Source organism: Arthrobacter sp. TJ-58 (assembly GCF_058269295.1).
Map to the genome: position 1 here is coordinate 73,951 of NZ_JBZCNM010000008.1, position 13,570 is coordinate 87,520.

The 13,570-nt window shown below is 67.0% G+C and carries 11 protein-coding genes, 1 tRNA gene and 1 rRNA gene; 6 read left to right on the forward strand and 7 right to left on the reverse strand.

What is annotated here, in order from left to right; all coding sequences use genetic code 11:
• Positions 1–415 precede the first annotated feature (415 nt).
• The 6 genes from AC4D2W_RS16720 to AC4D2W_RS16745 all read left to right on the forward strand — a co-directional run bounded on the left by AC4D2W_RS16720 (position 416) and on the right by AC4D2W_RS16745 (position 8,225).
• Positions 416–1,867: a DUF3375 domain-containing protein gene (locus AC4D2W_RS16720; protein ID WP_490928037.1), complete on the forward strand. Its 1,452-nt coding sequence runs from the start codon at positions 416–418 to the stop codon at positions 1,865–1,867.
• Positions 1,864–2,619, forward strand: a complete 756-nt coding sequence (locus AC4D2W_RS16725; RefSeq protein WP_490928038.1) for a DUF4194 domain-containing protein — start codon at positions 1,864–1,866, stop codon at positions 2,617–2,619. The genes AC4D2W_RS16720 and AC4D2W_RS16725 overlap by 4 nt, the downstream gene beginning before the upstream one ends.
• On the forward strand, positions 2,616–5,927 hold the full coding sequence (locus AC4D2W_RS16730; protein ID WP_490928039.1) for an ATP-binding protein: 3,312 nt from the start codon (positions 2,616–2,618) through the stop codon (positions 5,925–5,927). Before AC4D2W_RS16725 ends, AC4D2W_RS16730 begins: the two co-directional genes overlap by 4 nt.
• A 37-nt stretch (positions 5,928–5,964) precedes the next feature.
• Positions 5,965–6,864, forward strand: a complete 900-nt coding sequence (locus tag AC4D2W_RS16735) for an oxygenase MpaB family protein (protein WP_490928041.1) — start codon at positions 5,965–5,967, stop codon at positions 6,862–6,864.
• A 152-nt stretch (positions 6,865–7,016) separates the two neighbouring features.
• Positions 7,017–7,706: a DsbA family protein gene (locus AC4D2W_RS16740; protein ID WP_490928042.1), complete on the forward strand. Its 690-nt coding sequence runs from the start codon at positions 7,017–7,019 to the stop codon at positions 7,704–7,706.
• A gap of 51 nt (positions 7,707–7,757) precedes the next feature.
• Positions 7,758–8,225: an MFS transporter gene (locus tag AC4D2W_RS16745; RefSeq protein ID WP_490928043.1), complete on the forward strand. Its 468-nt coding sequence runs from the start codon at positions 7,758–7,760 to the stop codon at positions 8,223–8,225.
• Between the two features lie 32 nt (positions 8,226–8,257).
• Here AC4D2W_RS16745 and AC4D2W_RS16750 read toward each other — a convergent pair whose 3' ends face one another.
• The 7 genes from AC4D2W_RS16750 to rrf form a co-directional block, all read right to left on the reverse strand.
• Positions 8,258–8,737: an HAAS signaling domain-containing protein gene (locus AC4D2W_RS16750; protein ID WP_490928044.1), complete on the reverse strand. Its 480-nt coding sequence runs from the start codon at positions 8,735–8,737 to the stop codon at positions 8,258–8,260.
• Positions 8,734–9,075, reverse strand: a complete 342-nt coding sequence (locus AC4D2W_RS16755) for a PadR family transcriptional regulator (RefSeq protein WP_490928045.1) — start codon at positions 9,073–9,075, stop codon at positions 8,734–8,736. Before AC4D2W_RS16755 ends, AC4D2W_RS16750 begins: the two co-directional genes overlap by 4 nt.
• Positions 9,076–9,146: 71 nt before the next feature.
• Complete coding sequence (locus AC4D2W_RS16760) at positions 9,147–10,379, reverse strand: beta-ketoacyl-[acyl-carrier-protein] synthase family protein (RefSeq protein ID WP_490928046.1); 1,233 nt, start codon at positions 10,377–10,379, stop codon at positions 9,147–9,149.
• Positions 10,372–12,075: a class I adenylate-forming enzyme family protein gene (locus AC4D2W_RS16765; RefSeq protein WP_490928048.1), complete on the reverse strand. Its 1,704-nt coding sequence runs from the start codon at positions 12,073–12,075 to the stop codon at positions 10,372–10,374. The genes AC4D2W_RS16760 and AC4D2W_RS16765 overlap by 8 nt, the downstream gene beginning before the upstream one ends.
• A 266-nt stretch (positions 12,076–12,341) precedes the next feature.
• A tRNA-Ser gene (locus AC4D2W_RS16770) sits at positions 12,342–12,429 on the reverse strand.
• A 65-nt stretch (positions 12,430–12,494) separates the two neighbouring features.
• Positions 12,495–13,139: a TMEM175 family protein gene (locus AC4D2W_RS16775; protein WP_490928049.1), complete on the reverse strand. Its 645-nt coding sequence runs from the start codon at positions 13,137–13,139 to the stop codon at positions 12,495–12,497.
• A 336-nt stretch (positions 13,140–13,475) separates the two neighbouring features.
• A 5S ribosomal RNA gene (rrf, locus tag AC4D2W_RS16780) occupies positions 13,476–13,570 on the reverse strand; the annotation flags it as partial.

The window sequence follows — 13,570 nt, forward strand, 5'->3', positions numbered from 1 at the left end:
TTCCCGTAACCGTCAGGAAATACAGTGTCGTGTTGAGCAGTAGCGGCGTTTCATACGCACCCATAGGAGCCCGGATCGGACCGCGGCTTCCTTTTCGTATTTGAGAACCGGAGGCGTGGTGCGCAGACATTCGAGACTTACGCGCTCTAGTAGCGGCGGCTGCGTCAATAAACAAAGCCGGACGCCGAAGACTGACAATGACTGTTGAGCTCGGGGCAGGGGATGTCAGGCAGGCACCGAGGAAGCTGACGGTTCGCTGCGGCTGGATCGATATTTCTGCGCAGATCTTGAAATTGTTTTTGCTTACCTACGCCCTCCAGAGCGGACGCGCCCGAAGGAGACCCACCCCGCCCTCTCACCCGGCTAAAATCGAGGAGGCCCGTTTCACCCCCACCGCACGGGCGGAAAGCGCAGAATGTCCTTCATCGAAAACGCCGTTGCCCGTTGGGCCGAACTGCAGCGGCTCCAGGCCTCCCCCGGCTGGAAACTGACCAACGCCAATGCCTGGGTCCCGGCGCTCTTCCGCGAAGCCTTCACCCGCACCCGGCCCCGGGTTCCGCTGGACGACTTCCACGCCATGACGGACAGCTTCCTGAACCGGCTCCGCATGGACGGCGTGCAGCTGCGCGAAGACTGGACCGGCCGGAACTACGCCGATGACTGGGTGGCCCGCCGCTTCCTCGCCCGGCCCCGCGCCGACGGGAAGTTCGTCTACGAACTCACCGAATCCTCCGCCCGCTTCCTCTCCTACCTGGACGGCTACACCAGCGACAAAACGTCCCTGAACTCCTCCCGCCTGGCCACCCTGCTGGACCGGGTGGAAAACCTCGCACAGGAATCCAACCCGGACCCGGCCGCGCGCATCGCCGTCCTTAAAGAAGAGGTTGCCCGCCGCGAGGAAATGATCCGCGCCCTGGAATCCGGCGAGGCTCCCCCGCCCCTGCCGGACGACACCGCCGTCGAAGCCGCCCGCGACATCCTGGACCTGGCCGCCGCCCTGCCCGCCGACTTCAAGCGCATGCGCGACGGCCTGGAAAAGATGCTCCATGACCTGCGCCAGGAAATGGTGGAATCCAATGCCGCCAAGGGCCTGACCATGGGCGAAATTCTCGAAGCGGACAAAAAGCTGCGCAGCACCGCCGAAGGCCGCACCTACGAGGGCTTCACAGCTTTCCTGAACGACGCCGACCAACAGGCCCGCTTCCGCGCCGCCATCGCGGAGGTCCTGGAACGGGACTTCGCCGACGCCCTGACCCCCGAGGACCGGCAGAGCCTGTACCGGCTGATCAGCGACATGCGGGACCAGGCCACCGAAATCCACCGCATCTACGGCCGGCTCTCCGAATCCATGCACACCTATGTGCAGAGCGACGAGTACCGCGAATCCGTGCAGCTGCGCCAGCTCATCCGAGCCGCCGAAACCGCGATCCACAAGGCTCCGCGCGGCCGGCGCCGGGCCGCCGTCGTACCCGCGCCGCAGCTGCACGGCTCGGGCTTCGAATCCCTGAGCATGGTCCGCGTCTACAACCCCGAGGACCACGCCGCCCCGCGCACCCTGCCCGCACCGCCGCAGTTCACCGAGGCGGACATCCACCGCTCGGTCCGCACCCCGCGCGCGGACCGGAGGGTGCTGGCCGACGCCGTCGCCCGGGCCACCGCGACACGCTCCGGGGCCACCGTGGCCCAGGTGTTCGAGCAGCTGCCGCCCGAACACCGGCACCTGAACAGCATCCGCGCGCTGCTCGCCGGCGGCGCCGCCGGCTTCGATGCGCAGACCCTTGAATCCGTTACCTTTACCCAGATCGACGGCAGCGAGCGCACCGCGCTGCTGCCCGCCGTCGCCGTCGCGAAAGCCCCCGAAAAATGAGCGAGACCACCGCAGAACTGTCCGAGGCACCGGAGGAATTCGAGCCGGAGCTTGAGGACCAGGAGGAGCAGGACAACCCGCGCGACCTCCTCGTCGACGGCCCGGAACTGTTCCCCGGAGACACCGGCACCCTGCCGCTGAAGCTGCGCCAGGCCCTGATCCGGCTGCTGCGCGGCCCCTACCTGGACGCCAGCTCTTCGGACAACGTGTACGAAACCGTGGTGGACAACCAGGAACAGCTGCGCGTGCGCCTGAGTGAACTGTTCCTCACCCTCGTCATTGACGAGGACCGCAAGGTCGCACTGCTGCGCCCGGTGGAAATGGCCGAGCCGCACACCTCCGCCCTGCAGCGCCAGCGCGAAATGACCCGCGAGGAAACCCTGCTGCTGCTGCGCATGCGGCTGATCCTGGACCGGCACACCGGCACCGGGAACGAGGCCACGATCGCCCGGCAGGACATCCTCGAGGTCCTCGAGGGCTACGTGGACCCGCTCCAGCAGGACGCCAAGTCTGTGGAGGACACTGCGGACGCGGCCATCCGCAAGCTCGTGCAGGACCGCCGGCTGCTGATCCCCACTGAGCTGGACAACGTCTGGGTCATCTCCGGCGCCCTGCCGCTGGCCCTGCCGTATAGCCAAATCCGCGACATCGTCACCTTCATGAACACGCTGTCCGGCGACGACGCTGACGGCGCCGACCCCTCCGACACCGACACTGAACCCGCCACGAACGACGGCGAGGAGCCGGCATGAGCATCGAAACCACCCTCCCCATGGGAGACCTGATCAACCCCGGCCAGAACCGGCTCTCCTCCGTGCAGATCGTTAACTGGGGAACCTTCGACGGCGCCCACACCATCAAGGTGGACCGCGCCGGCACCCTGCTCACCGGCGACTCCGGCGTGGGCAAATCCACCGTCTTCGACGCAATGCTGCTGGTCATGGACGCCCGGCCGAAAATGAACGAGGCCGCGCAGAACAACAACGGCTCCAACGCCGAGGAAAAGCGCACCGCCTTTTCCTACATGCGCGGCCGCCTCGGCACCCAGGGGTCCGACGACGGCGCCGGCACCGCCTACCAGCGCCCCGGCGCCACCTGGTCCGCGGTCTGCCTGACCTTCGACAACGGCCTCGGCCGGACCGTCAGCCTTTCCGTGGTCATGGACCTGCCGGCCACCGGCACCGAACACAACCTGGGCCGCTTCTACGTGGTGCATGACCGGCCGCTGAACATCAACGCCCTGCAGACCGGGATGCGCGGCCGCTTCACCAAGGGAAGCCTGGAAACCCTGCTGCCCGGTGCCGCCGTGTTTGATTCGCACAAGATGTTCGCCGAACGCTACCGCCACGCCCTCGGTGTGGAGGATGAGAAAGCCTTCAACCTGCTGCGCATCCTGCAGACCGGCAAGGGCCTCGGCGGCACCGTCAATGACTTCTTCCGCACCCACGTGCTGGACACCCCGCGCACCCTGACCGCCGCCGAAGAAGCCGTGGAGGACTTCAGCCACCTGCGCAGCATCCGCCGCCAGCTCGAACGCGCCCGGCAGCAGCGCGACCACCTGCAGTCCGTTCCCGAACTGCACACCCGCTACCGGGCGGCCGCCGATGCGCTGGCCACCAACCGGGCCCTGACCACCGAGGGACTGCCCGCCTACCGGCAACGCCTGGCCCTGGCCGGTGCCGAAACCACGCTCGCTCGCGTCACCAAGACAGCATCCGACGCCGCAGCGGAACTGGCCGCCGCCGAAACCCGCCGCACGCTGCTCAAGGACCAGCGCGATGCATTGAGCACCCGGTACAGCGAAGAGGGCGGCGGAGCCATCGCCACCCTGGAACGCGAACTCGCCGCCGCCGCTGCGCAGCTGCGCTCCCGCGAAGCCGTGGAGAACGCCGCCCGGGAGGAGCTCGCCGCCGCCGGGATCGACGTCGACTTCTCCCCCGCCGGGCTGGTCACCGCCCGCAGCCGCGCCGCAGACCTGCTGAAGTCCCTGAACAAGGAGCTGGACGCCGCCAAGGAGCGCAGCAGCAACGCGCACGGCGAGGCCTGGGCACTGAAGGGTTCCATCGCCAAGCTGGAAAACGAGATCGGTTCCTTCCGCCGCCGCAAGTCCAACATCCGGCAGGAGTCCCTGGACCAGCGGACCCGGATCTGCGCCGCCACCGGCATCGACGAAGCGGACATGCCCTTCGCTGCGGAGCTGATCGACCTGCCCGCCGAGCACGCCGACTGGCGGCCCGCCGCCGAACGCACCCTGCGCTCCCTGGCCACCGCCCTGCTGGTTCCCGGCGAACACATGGCCGCGGTCACCCGCTACCTCAGCGAAAACGACATGCAGGGCTACGTGCGCTGCATCGACGTCTCCGTGCCGCTGGACGGTCCCACCGAGCCGGGCCCGGATGACCTGATCACCAAGCTCATCACCCGGGACACCGCCATGGGCGAGTGGGTGCGCCGGAAAATCACTGCGCACTACGACTTCGTGTGCGTGGAGGATCCCGCTGGGCTGGCCGGCGTCGCCAAGGGCGTGAGTCTGGGCGGTGCGGTCAAGCGCAACCGCAGCACCACCGAGAAGGATGACCGGCACACCAAGGCCTCGGACAATGTCCTGGGCTTTGACAACAAGGACACCGTCGCGGCGCTTGGCAGCGAACTGCTGGCCCTGCGGGCAGTCTTTGAAGAGGCGGACAACGTCTCGAAGCAGCACGCCCGCGAACAGGATGAGCTGATCCGCCGGCTCGCCGCCGTCCGCCGCGTCGCCGACGACGAGCGCAGCTGGGAGGAGCTGTCCGCGCAGGAGGCGCGCACCGCCGTCGAGCAGGCAACCGACCGGCTGGACGCGGCCCGGGACGCCAATACGGACCTGGAGCAGATCCGCTTCGAACTGGACACCGCAGAGCTCGACCTGACCGCGGCCACCGAGAAGGTGGGCGGGCTCAAGGCCGAAGCTGCACGGCTCGAGACGGAGCGCACCGCCGCCGTCGAACGCCACGCCGCACTCTCGGCCAAGACCCCCGAAGCCCTGTCCGAGGGGCTGCGGACCGCGCTGGCCGCATTGTTTGAACCGTTTGGGGACCTAACCGACGCCGCCGCACTGAAGGAAGCCGCCGGCGAGGTGGAACGGTCGCTGATCACCGAGCAGGGCCGGCTGGAGAAAATCCTGCTGGAAACCCGCGCGAAGCTGGAGCGGACCTTCGAGACGTTCAGCGACAAGTGGGGTTCGGACTTCGGCACCTCCGTGGACGCCGCCGGGGCCTACGAGGAGCGGTTCGAAGGCATCATCACCGAGGGCCTGCCGCAGCGCGAGGCCGAGTTCCGCGAATACTTCAACAACCGCACCTATGAGCGCTTCAGCGACCTTCTGCAGCTGCTCGATGAGGAACGCCGCAGCATTTCCTCGCGCCTGCTGCCGCTGAACTCCGTGCTGCGCCGGGTGGAATACCACGCCGGCAGCCACCTGGAGATTGAGGTGGCCACCACCGTGCCCGACGCCGCGCACAAGTTCCGCACGGAACTGAAGAACGCGCTGCCGATGATGGGTTCACGGCAGGATCGGGCGGACATGGACGCCCGGTATGCCGCGCTCGAGGGACTGGTTGACCGGCTGAAGGACCCGGACGAGAAGCGCTGGCGGGCCGAGGTGCTGGATGTCCGCTCGCACGTGACCATCACCTGCACGCACCGCCTCGCCAGCGGGCACACGTACACCAACCTGCAGGCCTCGCTGATGTCCGGCGGTGAGGGCCAGCGGTTCACGGCATTCATCATGGCCTCCGCGCTGGCCTACCAGCTGGGCATCGTGTCCCAGGGCTTCAGCACCTACGGCACCGTGATGATGGACGAGGCGTTCGTGAAATCGTCGCTGTCCTTCGCTGAGGCGTCCATCAATGCGCTGCACGAGTTCGGCTTCCAGCTGCTGCTCGCGGCGCCGGAGGACAAGGTGGATCTCTCCCGGTTCCTGGGCTCCGTCACGGAAATCCTGCGCGACGACGCCACCAACCGTTCCGGCGTGCTGGAACGCGGGCTGGGCAACTCCCGGTCGGTGGACATCCTGCTGCGGTAGGCCCGCGGCTCCCAGCTGCCGGGGCCATACTGGGACGATGGCCAACCTAATCTCCACCTGGCGCCGGCAGCTGATCGGCACCTTCAGCAACAACGCCACCGAGATCCCGGAATGGGAACTGGAACTGGCGAAGGGCGACGACGTCGGGCACTTTGGTCCCGAATCCGCCGTCTGGGCGGTGCACGGGTCCATGACGCCGATCATTGCCGGCATCCGGGCGCTGATGCTGCAGGCCCTGCATCCCGGCGCGATGGCCGGGGTGCATGACTTCTCCGACTACAAGAACGACCCGCTGGGCCGGCTGGCCGGAACCATCCGCTGGATCTTCACCGTCACCTACGGGGACACGCACGCGGCGAAATCCGGTTCCGGCTGGGTGCTGCGCCTGCATGAACGGGTGCACGGCATGTATGAGGACGCCGCCGGCGTGGAACGGCCTTACTCGGCGAACGATCCGGAGATTGCCCGCTGGGTGCATCTGGCTTTCACTGATGCCTTTCTGTCCTCACACGAGCGCTACGGCGCACCGATTCCGGGCGGTCCGGACGCCTACGTATCCGAGTGGGCGGTGGCCGGCGAGCTCATGCGCATCGACAACCCTCCGCGGTCCGAGGCTGAGCTGCGGGAGCAAATGGCCGCGTACGACGGCGAACTGCGCAACAGCGCCTACGTCCGGGAAGCCATGAAGTTCCTGCGCCGGCCACCCCTGCCGCGCTCCCAGCTGATCGGTTACCGGGTGCTGTTCGCCGGCGCCGTCGCGTCCCTGGAGCCCCGGCACCGGGAAATGCTGGGAGTGAAGGAACCCCGGCTGGGTCCGTTCCGGATTCCGATGCGGCTGCCGGTCAAGGCGGTGCTGGGCGTGATCCGGCTGGGACTCGGCCCGATGGCGCCCAGCGAGAAGTCCGCCCGCGAGCGCATTGCCCGGCTGGGACAGTAGTTTCCGCCACTCGCCCATCCGGCCAACATCACAGGACCGGACCGGAAAACCCTCTTTCGAACCACGCGGCAGCCGTGAAACCATTAAAGGGAAGCGTCATCCAACCCGTACCCGGCGCGTGTTCCGCGCGCTCCCCTCAACGGAAAGGAACTATGCGCAGGACTGCCCCTTCCCTGATTCTCGCCTCAGTACTGGCCATCGGCGGCGTCGCCTCCTGCGGCGCACCCGATCCGGCACCGGAAGCAACCGTCACGGCAGAAGCATCGGCCAGCGCACCGGCACAAATGACCTTCTCCGCCGAGCAGATGGACCAGCTCGCTCCCGCCGACGCGCGGGTCATCAGCAACCCGGCGGACCCCCAGGCCACCCTGATCCTCTTCACCGACTACCAGTGCCCCTACTGCGCCATGATGGACACGCTGATCCAGCAGGCCCAGGCGGACTACGGCGATTCCGTCCGCATTGTGGTGCGGAACTACCCGCTGCCCAAGCACCAGAACGCAGAACCCGCGGCCCGCGCCGTGGAGGCAGCGGCCGAACAGGGCGCCCTGGAAGAGATGGCGGCTTCAGTTTTCGAGCACCAGCAGGACTGGAAGACGGCCTCCAACGTCGATGACCTGTTGGCCTCCTACGCCGAAGAGCTCAACCTGGACATGGACCGGTTCCGCGCCGACTACGAATCCGAGGCCATCAAGGACCGTGTGGCCCGGGACCTGCAGGACGCCCAGGACCTGCAGATCCAGCACACCCCCACGCTGATCCTCAACGACCGGGAAATCCAGCTCCAGACCGGCGCTTACAGCGAGATTTCCGAGCCTCTGGATGCTGCCCTGAACAACTAGCGCGCGGGCGTCATCACCTACCTCAACGCGTACTCGGAGCAGCGTGACGTGGTGACCGGGGCCGGCCTGTTCTTCATCGCCTATGCCGCGGCAATGCTGATCATGCGGTTTGTGCTCGGCAAGGTCCAGGACCAGCGCGGGGACAACGTTGTGGTCTATTTCGGCCTGGTCTTCTTCGCCCTGCCCCTGGGCGTCCTCGCCGTGGCGAACGCCGACTGGCAGATCGTCGTAGCCGGCGCAATGACAGGCCTCGGCTACGGCACCCTGATGCCGGCATCCCAGGCAATCGCCGTCAGCGCCGTGCCCCCGCACAAACTGGGCACCGGCATCTCGACACTGCTCCTGCTGATGGACGCCGGGGTGGGCCTGGGACCCATTGCCCTGGGCGTCCTGGTCTCGGCAGCGGGCTACAGCACCATGTACACGGTCCTGGCCATAGTGGTGGTGCTCGCCTCGGTTCTCTATCACGCCGTCCACGGACGCCACGACGTCGCCAAGCGGGGCCGCGTTTCACTCTAGGTGGCTGGCCCCCTGGAGCGTCCGCCGCAGCATCAGAGCATGGGGACGGCGTGAAGGACGGACAAGCCAACCGAGACAACAACCGCCACAGCAGACACCCACAGGGCCGCCTTCTGCAGCGTCCGGTTCCCGGTGTTCTGCCTCCTCCTCAGGACCGCCCAGACAAGCATCGCGACCGCGACCAGCGGGAACACAAAGAACACGAGGCCCGCGAAGGAACCCGCGAGCAACCAAATGTCGGTCCAGGAACGCGCTGCGGCTGGCGCGTCAGCGTCAACCGCGGCAGGCGTGGACGTGGCGGCCGCGGCAACCTGCTCCACGGGTCCAAAATCGGCAATGACGCGTTCGGCCGTCCGCTCCGAAACGCCATCCCGGTTGAGGACTTCGGCCGCATGCTCGCGCATCGCCTGGACCGTCTCGGCACGCTCCCGCGCATCGGTTCCGATCAGTGCTCGATCGAGGTCGGCAAAGTACGCCTCCAGCAGTGCGGGCATTGGTTCGGTGGTGTTCATGAGGTCTCCTTGATCATGGTTGTAACATCCGCAGCAAACAGGTTCCAGGTCCCGGTAAAAACCTCCAGGGCCGCCTCGCCCTCACCCGTGAGGTGGTAGTAGCGGCGGGGCGGCCCGACGGGCGACGGCTCCAGCGTGGTGGTCACCCACCCCTGCTGCCGCAGACGTGAAAGCAGCGGATAGAGGGTGCCTCCGCTGGCGAACAGGACTTTGCCTTCTCCCAGACGCTCGGCAATCTCCAGCCCATAGGCGGCCCCGGAGCGCAGGCAGGCGAGCACGCAATAGTCCACGGTTCCCTTGCGGAGCTGGGTGAGAACAGATTCAGTGGACGGTGTCATGCACTGCACGCTACCGGTAACTTGCAGTGCATGCAACCATCGGCCGGGCGGGCGGCCTCCCGCCGCGTCAGTCAGACGGGGCCGAACGCAACCACGCAGTTCTGCCCGCCGAACCCGAAGGCGTTGGTCACCGCGTAGCGAACGTCCTGTTCGCGGGCGGTCTTGGGCACATAATCCAGGTCGCACTCCGGATCCGGGCTGGAGTAGTTGATCGTGGGCGGGATGACGCCCTCGCCTATCGCACAGGCACACAGCAGTGACGCCAGCGTCCCCGCCGCACCGATCAGATGCCCGGTCATGGACTTCGGTGCGGTCACGGCCAGCCGCTCCGCCTCCGGTCCGAACGCCGTGCGAATAGCGAGGGTTTCCGTCCGGTCATTGGCCTTGGTCGACGTACCGTGCGCGCAGATCAGGTCCACATCCGCCGGATCCAGACCGGAACGGTGCAGCGCCTGCGTGATGGCCCGTGCCGCATACCGGCTGGCAGGTTCCGGGGCCACAATATGGAAGGCATCGGACGTCATCGCCCCGCCCAGTACCTCCGCGTACACCTGCGCTCCGCGGGCGCGGGCGTGCGAGAGCAGTTCCATGGTGCACACCACCGCTCCTTCGCCGAACACAAAGCCGTCCCGGTCCGCATCAAAGGGCCGGGACGCTTCCTCCGGGGACTCGTTGTGCCGGGACAGCCCGTGCATGGACGTCAGCCCGGCAAACATGACCGGAGTGATCGCGGCGTCGGTACCGCCGGCAATAACGACGTCGGCCTCCCCCGCCAGCAGCGTCCGGCGCGCATCCAGCAGCGCGTGTGTGCCGGAGGCACAGGCCAGGGCGCTGGCCTTGACCGGCCCGTGGACGCCCAGATCCATCGCTACCTCGCAGGCGGGCATGTTGGTGAGCGAGGACGCCACAAAGCTCGGGCTGACCGGCCGGAACCCGCTGCGGTCAAAGAGCCGGGTGGCGTCCTGGATCTCGGGATAGCCGGAGACGGCACTGTTGATGATGATCCCGGCGTCCAGCTCCTCCAGGCAGGTGCCGAGTCCGGCGTCGGCCACCGCCTCGCGGGCCGCGGCCACTGCCAGGTGGGATGCGCGGGAGGAACGGTTCAGGCGTTTCACCGGCAGGAGGGCGGCGGCGTCGAACCCCCTGACCTCCGCGGCGATCCGGGTCGGGAAGTCCGACGCGTCAAAGGCGGTGATCATCCCGACGCCGCTGCGCCCGTTCTTGAGCGCGTCCCAGGTGTCCGGCCAGTTGTTGCCCAGCGGCGTCACCGCCCCCATGCCCGTGATGACCACGCGGTCAGGCACGTTCGGGCTCCTTCCCGGCACTGCCGGACACCGGCGGCGCGGGAGTCTCCATCCGCCCTGCGGCCCAGTCCTCGGCCGCCAGGTCCGCCACCTTGTAATGCATTTTCTTGCCGGTGGCGGTCATCGGCACCTCGTCCACAAACCGGTAGCCGCGCGGGCGCTTGAAATCCGCGAGCCCCAGGTGCGCCAGGCAAAATTCCTCCAAGTCGGCGGCAGTGAGTTCCGGATCGCGGCGGATGATGTAGGCGGCAACGCGCTGCCCCCACTTTTCGTCCGGAACGCCGACGACGACGGCGTCCAGCACCGCGGGATGGTCTGCCAGTGCCGCCTCCACCTGGACCGGATGGATGTTCTCGCCGCCGGAAATGATCATGTCATCGGTGCGGCCCAGAATGGTCAGGAACCCGTCCTTGTCCCAGGTGGCCAGGTCGCCGGGATAGATCCAGCCGTCCAGGAACTTTTCCTCCTCCACACCCGGCAGATTCACATAGCTGAACCCGGACTTCGGGGACCGCATGATCACCTCGCCCTCCTCGATGCCGTCCCGGGCGGCGAGTTCGTCGGGGCGGGCCCGGCGGTCCTCGAAGACCTTGACCACGGCGACGTCGTCGTCCGTCAGCGCCCTCCCGGCGGTGCCGGCGCCGGCGGGCAGGTCCTCGGGCCGCAGGAACGTGTTCCAGAATCCCTCGGTGGTGCCGTAGCCGTTGAAGATGCGCGGGGTGAGCAGCTCCTGGTAGCGGATGGCCGAGGCCCGGTCCAGCGGCGCGCCCATCGTGACAATGCCGTTCAGGGTGCTGAGGTCCCGGGGATTCTTCTCCTGCTCGGAGGCAATCATTTCCAGCGTGGTGGGGGCGCCGATCAGGAAGGTGAGGCCCTGCTCGCCCACCCAGTCCAGGACCGTGGCCGCGTTGAAGCTGCGCAGCGGCACCACACCGGCACCGATGTAGAACGCAGGGCAGGGGCCGCCGGAGTGCAGGCCGCCGCGGTGGAACCACGGGGTCATGTTCAGCGTGCGGTCATACGGGGACAGCGGGAAGTGCATGATCACGTCATGGGCGCTCATGAGCTCCGCAATGGAAGGCAGGGCGACACCCTTGGGCATGCCGGTGGTACCCGAGGTGTAGAAGCGGGTGCTCTCCTCGTAGATGGAGAAGTCCTCCGGCAGCGCCCTGAGCTCGCCCTCCGCCCGGGCCACGGCGTCGTCGAACTGCTCATGCCCCGCGGCGCTGCCCGTATCTCCGCCCGTGCCGTCGCCCGGCCCCGACACCAGCACTGCGGGTTCGACGCCGGCCAGGGCCAGGGCCTGCTCGGCGGTCCCGGCGATCTCGGCGTCGAAGACGTACACGCCCGGATCGCTGTCCCTCAGGATGTGCGCGGTCTCCGCCGGGGCGAGCCGGTAGTTGGCGGGCACCCCCACGGCGCCGAGCCGCTGCGCCGCCAGATACAGCAGGGCAAAGTCGATGCCGTTGTAGAGCTGGAAGAGGACCCGGTCCCCGCGGCCGATTCCGCGCTCCGCCAGGGCCAGAGCAGTCCGGTCCACCTCCTGCCCCAGCTGCGCGTAGGTCAGTTCCCGTCCGGCAGCCGGGTCGGTGATGGCAACCCGGTTGGCGAACCGGGACACGTTCCGCGCGAATCCCGATGCGTAGGTGAGCTCATGCTCAAAGTACTTCTTGAACCGGGCGGGGTCATAAGCCATGGTGCGGTCCTTTCGGGGAGGAAGAGTTCCTTTGGGACGTTCAGGGGATCCCAGGGACTGCGGACCGGACGCGGCGGAAAGGCCAGCCCGGCGGGTGACGGACCATGGCCGAGGCCGCTGTGCGGCGCCGGAAACCCACGGCCCCGGCAGGCTCCCGCGGGGGCTGATGAAAGCTCGACCCGTATCCCATACCCAGAGACAGTGGCACCGGAGTTAAAACGAAACAAGCCCCATCCGCCGGATAAATCCGGTGGATGGGGCTTGAGTGGCGGAGGATGGGGGATTTGAACCCCCGAGGGCGTTAACCCAACACGCGTTCCAGGCGTGCGCCATAGGCCGCTAGGCGAATCCTCCAGGCTTTTGCTCCGTAAGAAGCAGATATAAGACTACCCGACGCAGGCCCAATCCAACGAATCGAGTCATTCAAGGGCCTCCACCTCCGGATCGGGCAGTGTCCGCCCCCAGAGCCGAAGCACCAAATTAGCCAGCGGAATCGCCAGCCAGGTGAGGATTCCCGCGACCGGATTCAGTAGTGCAATGGGTATGGAAACGAAGAAGACCACCGGGGTCACCGGAGCACGGACCCTGGCGAAGGTCAGCAGGCGCGGGTCAACATCTTCCTTGAACATGTTGCGGTGCCCGGCATAAAGCCAAAGCCAGGTGTTGGCCGCGCCGATGAGGCCCAGGGTGGCGGCATAAATAACGACGCCGAGAACATCGTCGTTATGGAAAGCCAGCATGTCGGTGGCATAACTGAGCAGCCCGATAAAAAAGAGCAGCATCAGGTTGATCCGCTGGAGGCCGGCCGTGAATCCCTTGAGCAACCGAAAGAGGCGGTGATGGCTAAGCCAGTACGTCCCCGCGACGGTGAAGGACAGCAGGTAGGCAACAAACTCCGGCCACTGTTCGGCGACGGCACGGCCCAGATCCCCGTCCGGGACCTGGGGAATCTTGATGTCCACGGCCACCAGGGTCATGGCAATGGCAAAAACGGCATCACTGAAGAACGTGGTGCGCTCAACGTCTTCGCCGGAACTAACCCGGCGGGTATAGGCGTGATTCATATTCCGGGGCACAGGACCATCTTGGGCGGTGCCCCCGGCTGCCGTCACCCCGGAAGCGCCCTGACTGCGGCGGGACGGCGGAAACCGTTCCTGCCAGGCTTCGGGGTAGCCGCTCCTCCGGATCCCCGGGTTGGCCGCCCATCCGTTGTACAGATCAGGGGGCCATTCCGGCTTCAGAAGCCCTTTACCTGTACAACGAAGTGTCCAATCGCACAGAACTGCCTGGTTTCGGTTCGGTTTCCTGCAGCCTTCGACCCGGTGACGCCTGGAATTGGCGTGTTAAACAGTTCAGGCCCGCACCATACAGTGCGGGCCTGAACCTCTCTGCCAAATATTGTCCGGCGGTGACCTACTCTCCCACATCCTCCCGGATGCAGTACCATCGGCGCTGTGGGTCTTAGCTTCCGGGTTCGGAATGGGACCGGGCGTTT

Excerpts from the sequence above, each read along its gene's own strand:
- AC4D2W_RS16720 (WP_490928037.1), top strand. The coding sequence starts at position 416 with ATGTCCTTCATCGAAAACGCCGTTGCCCGTTGGGCCGAACTGCAGCGG.
- AC4D2W_RS16725 (WP_490928038.1), top strand. The coding sequence starts at position 1,864 with ATGAGCGAGACCACCGCAGAACTGTCCGAGGCACCGGAGGAATTCGAG.
- AC4D2W_RS16730 (WP_490928039.1), top strand. The coding sequence starts at position 2,616 with ATGAGCATCGAAACCACCCTCCCCATGGGAGACCTGATCAACCCCGGC.
- AC4D2W_RS16735 (WP_490928041.1), top strand. The coding sequence starts at position 5,965 with ATGGCCAACCTAATCTCCACCTGGCGCCGGCAGCTGATCGGCACCTTC.
- AC4D2W_RS16740 (WP_490928042.1), top strand. The coding sequence starts at position 7,017 with ATGCGCAGGACTGCCCCTTCCCTGATTCTCGCCTCAGTACTGGCCATC.
- AC4D2W_RS16750 (WP_490928044.1), bottom strand. The coding sequence starts at position 8,737 with ATGAACACCACCGAACCAATGCCCGCACTGCTGGAGGCGTACTTTGCC.
- AC4D2W_RS16755 (WP_490928045.1), bottom strand. The coding sequence starts at position 9,075 with ATGACACCGTCCACTGAATCTGTTCTCACCCAGCTCCGCAAGGGAACC.
- AC4D2W_RS16765 (WP_490928048.1), bottom strand. The coding sequence starts at position 12,075 with ATGGCTTATGACCCCGCCCGGTTCAAGAAGTACTTTGAGCATGAGCTC.
- AC4D2W_RS16775 (WP_490928049.1), bottom strand. The coding sequence starts at position 13,139 with ATGAATCACGCCTATACCCGCCGGGTTAGTTCCGGCGAAGACGTTGAG.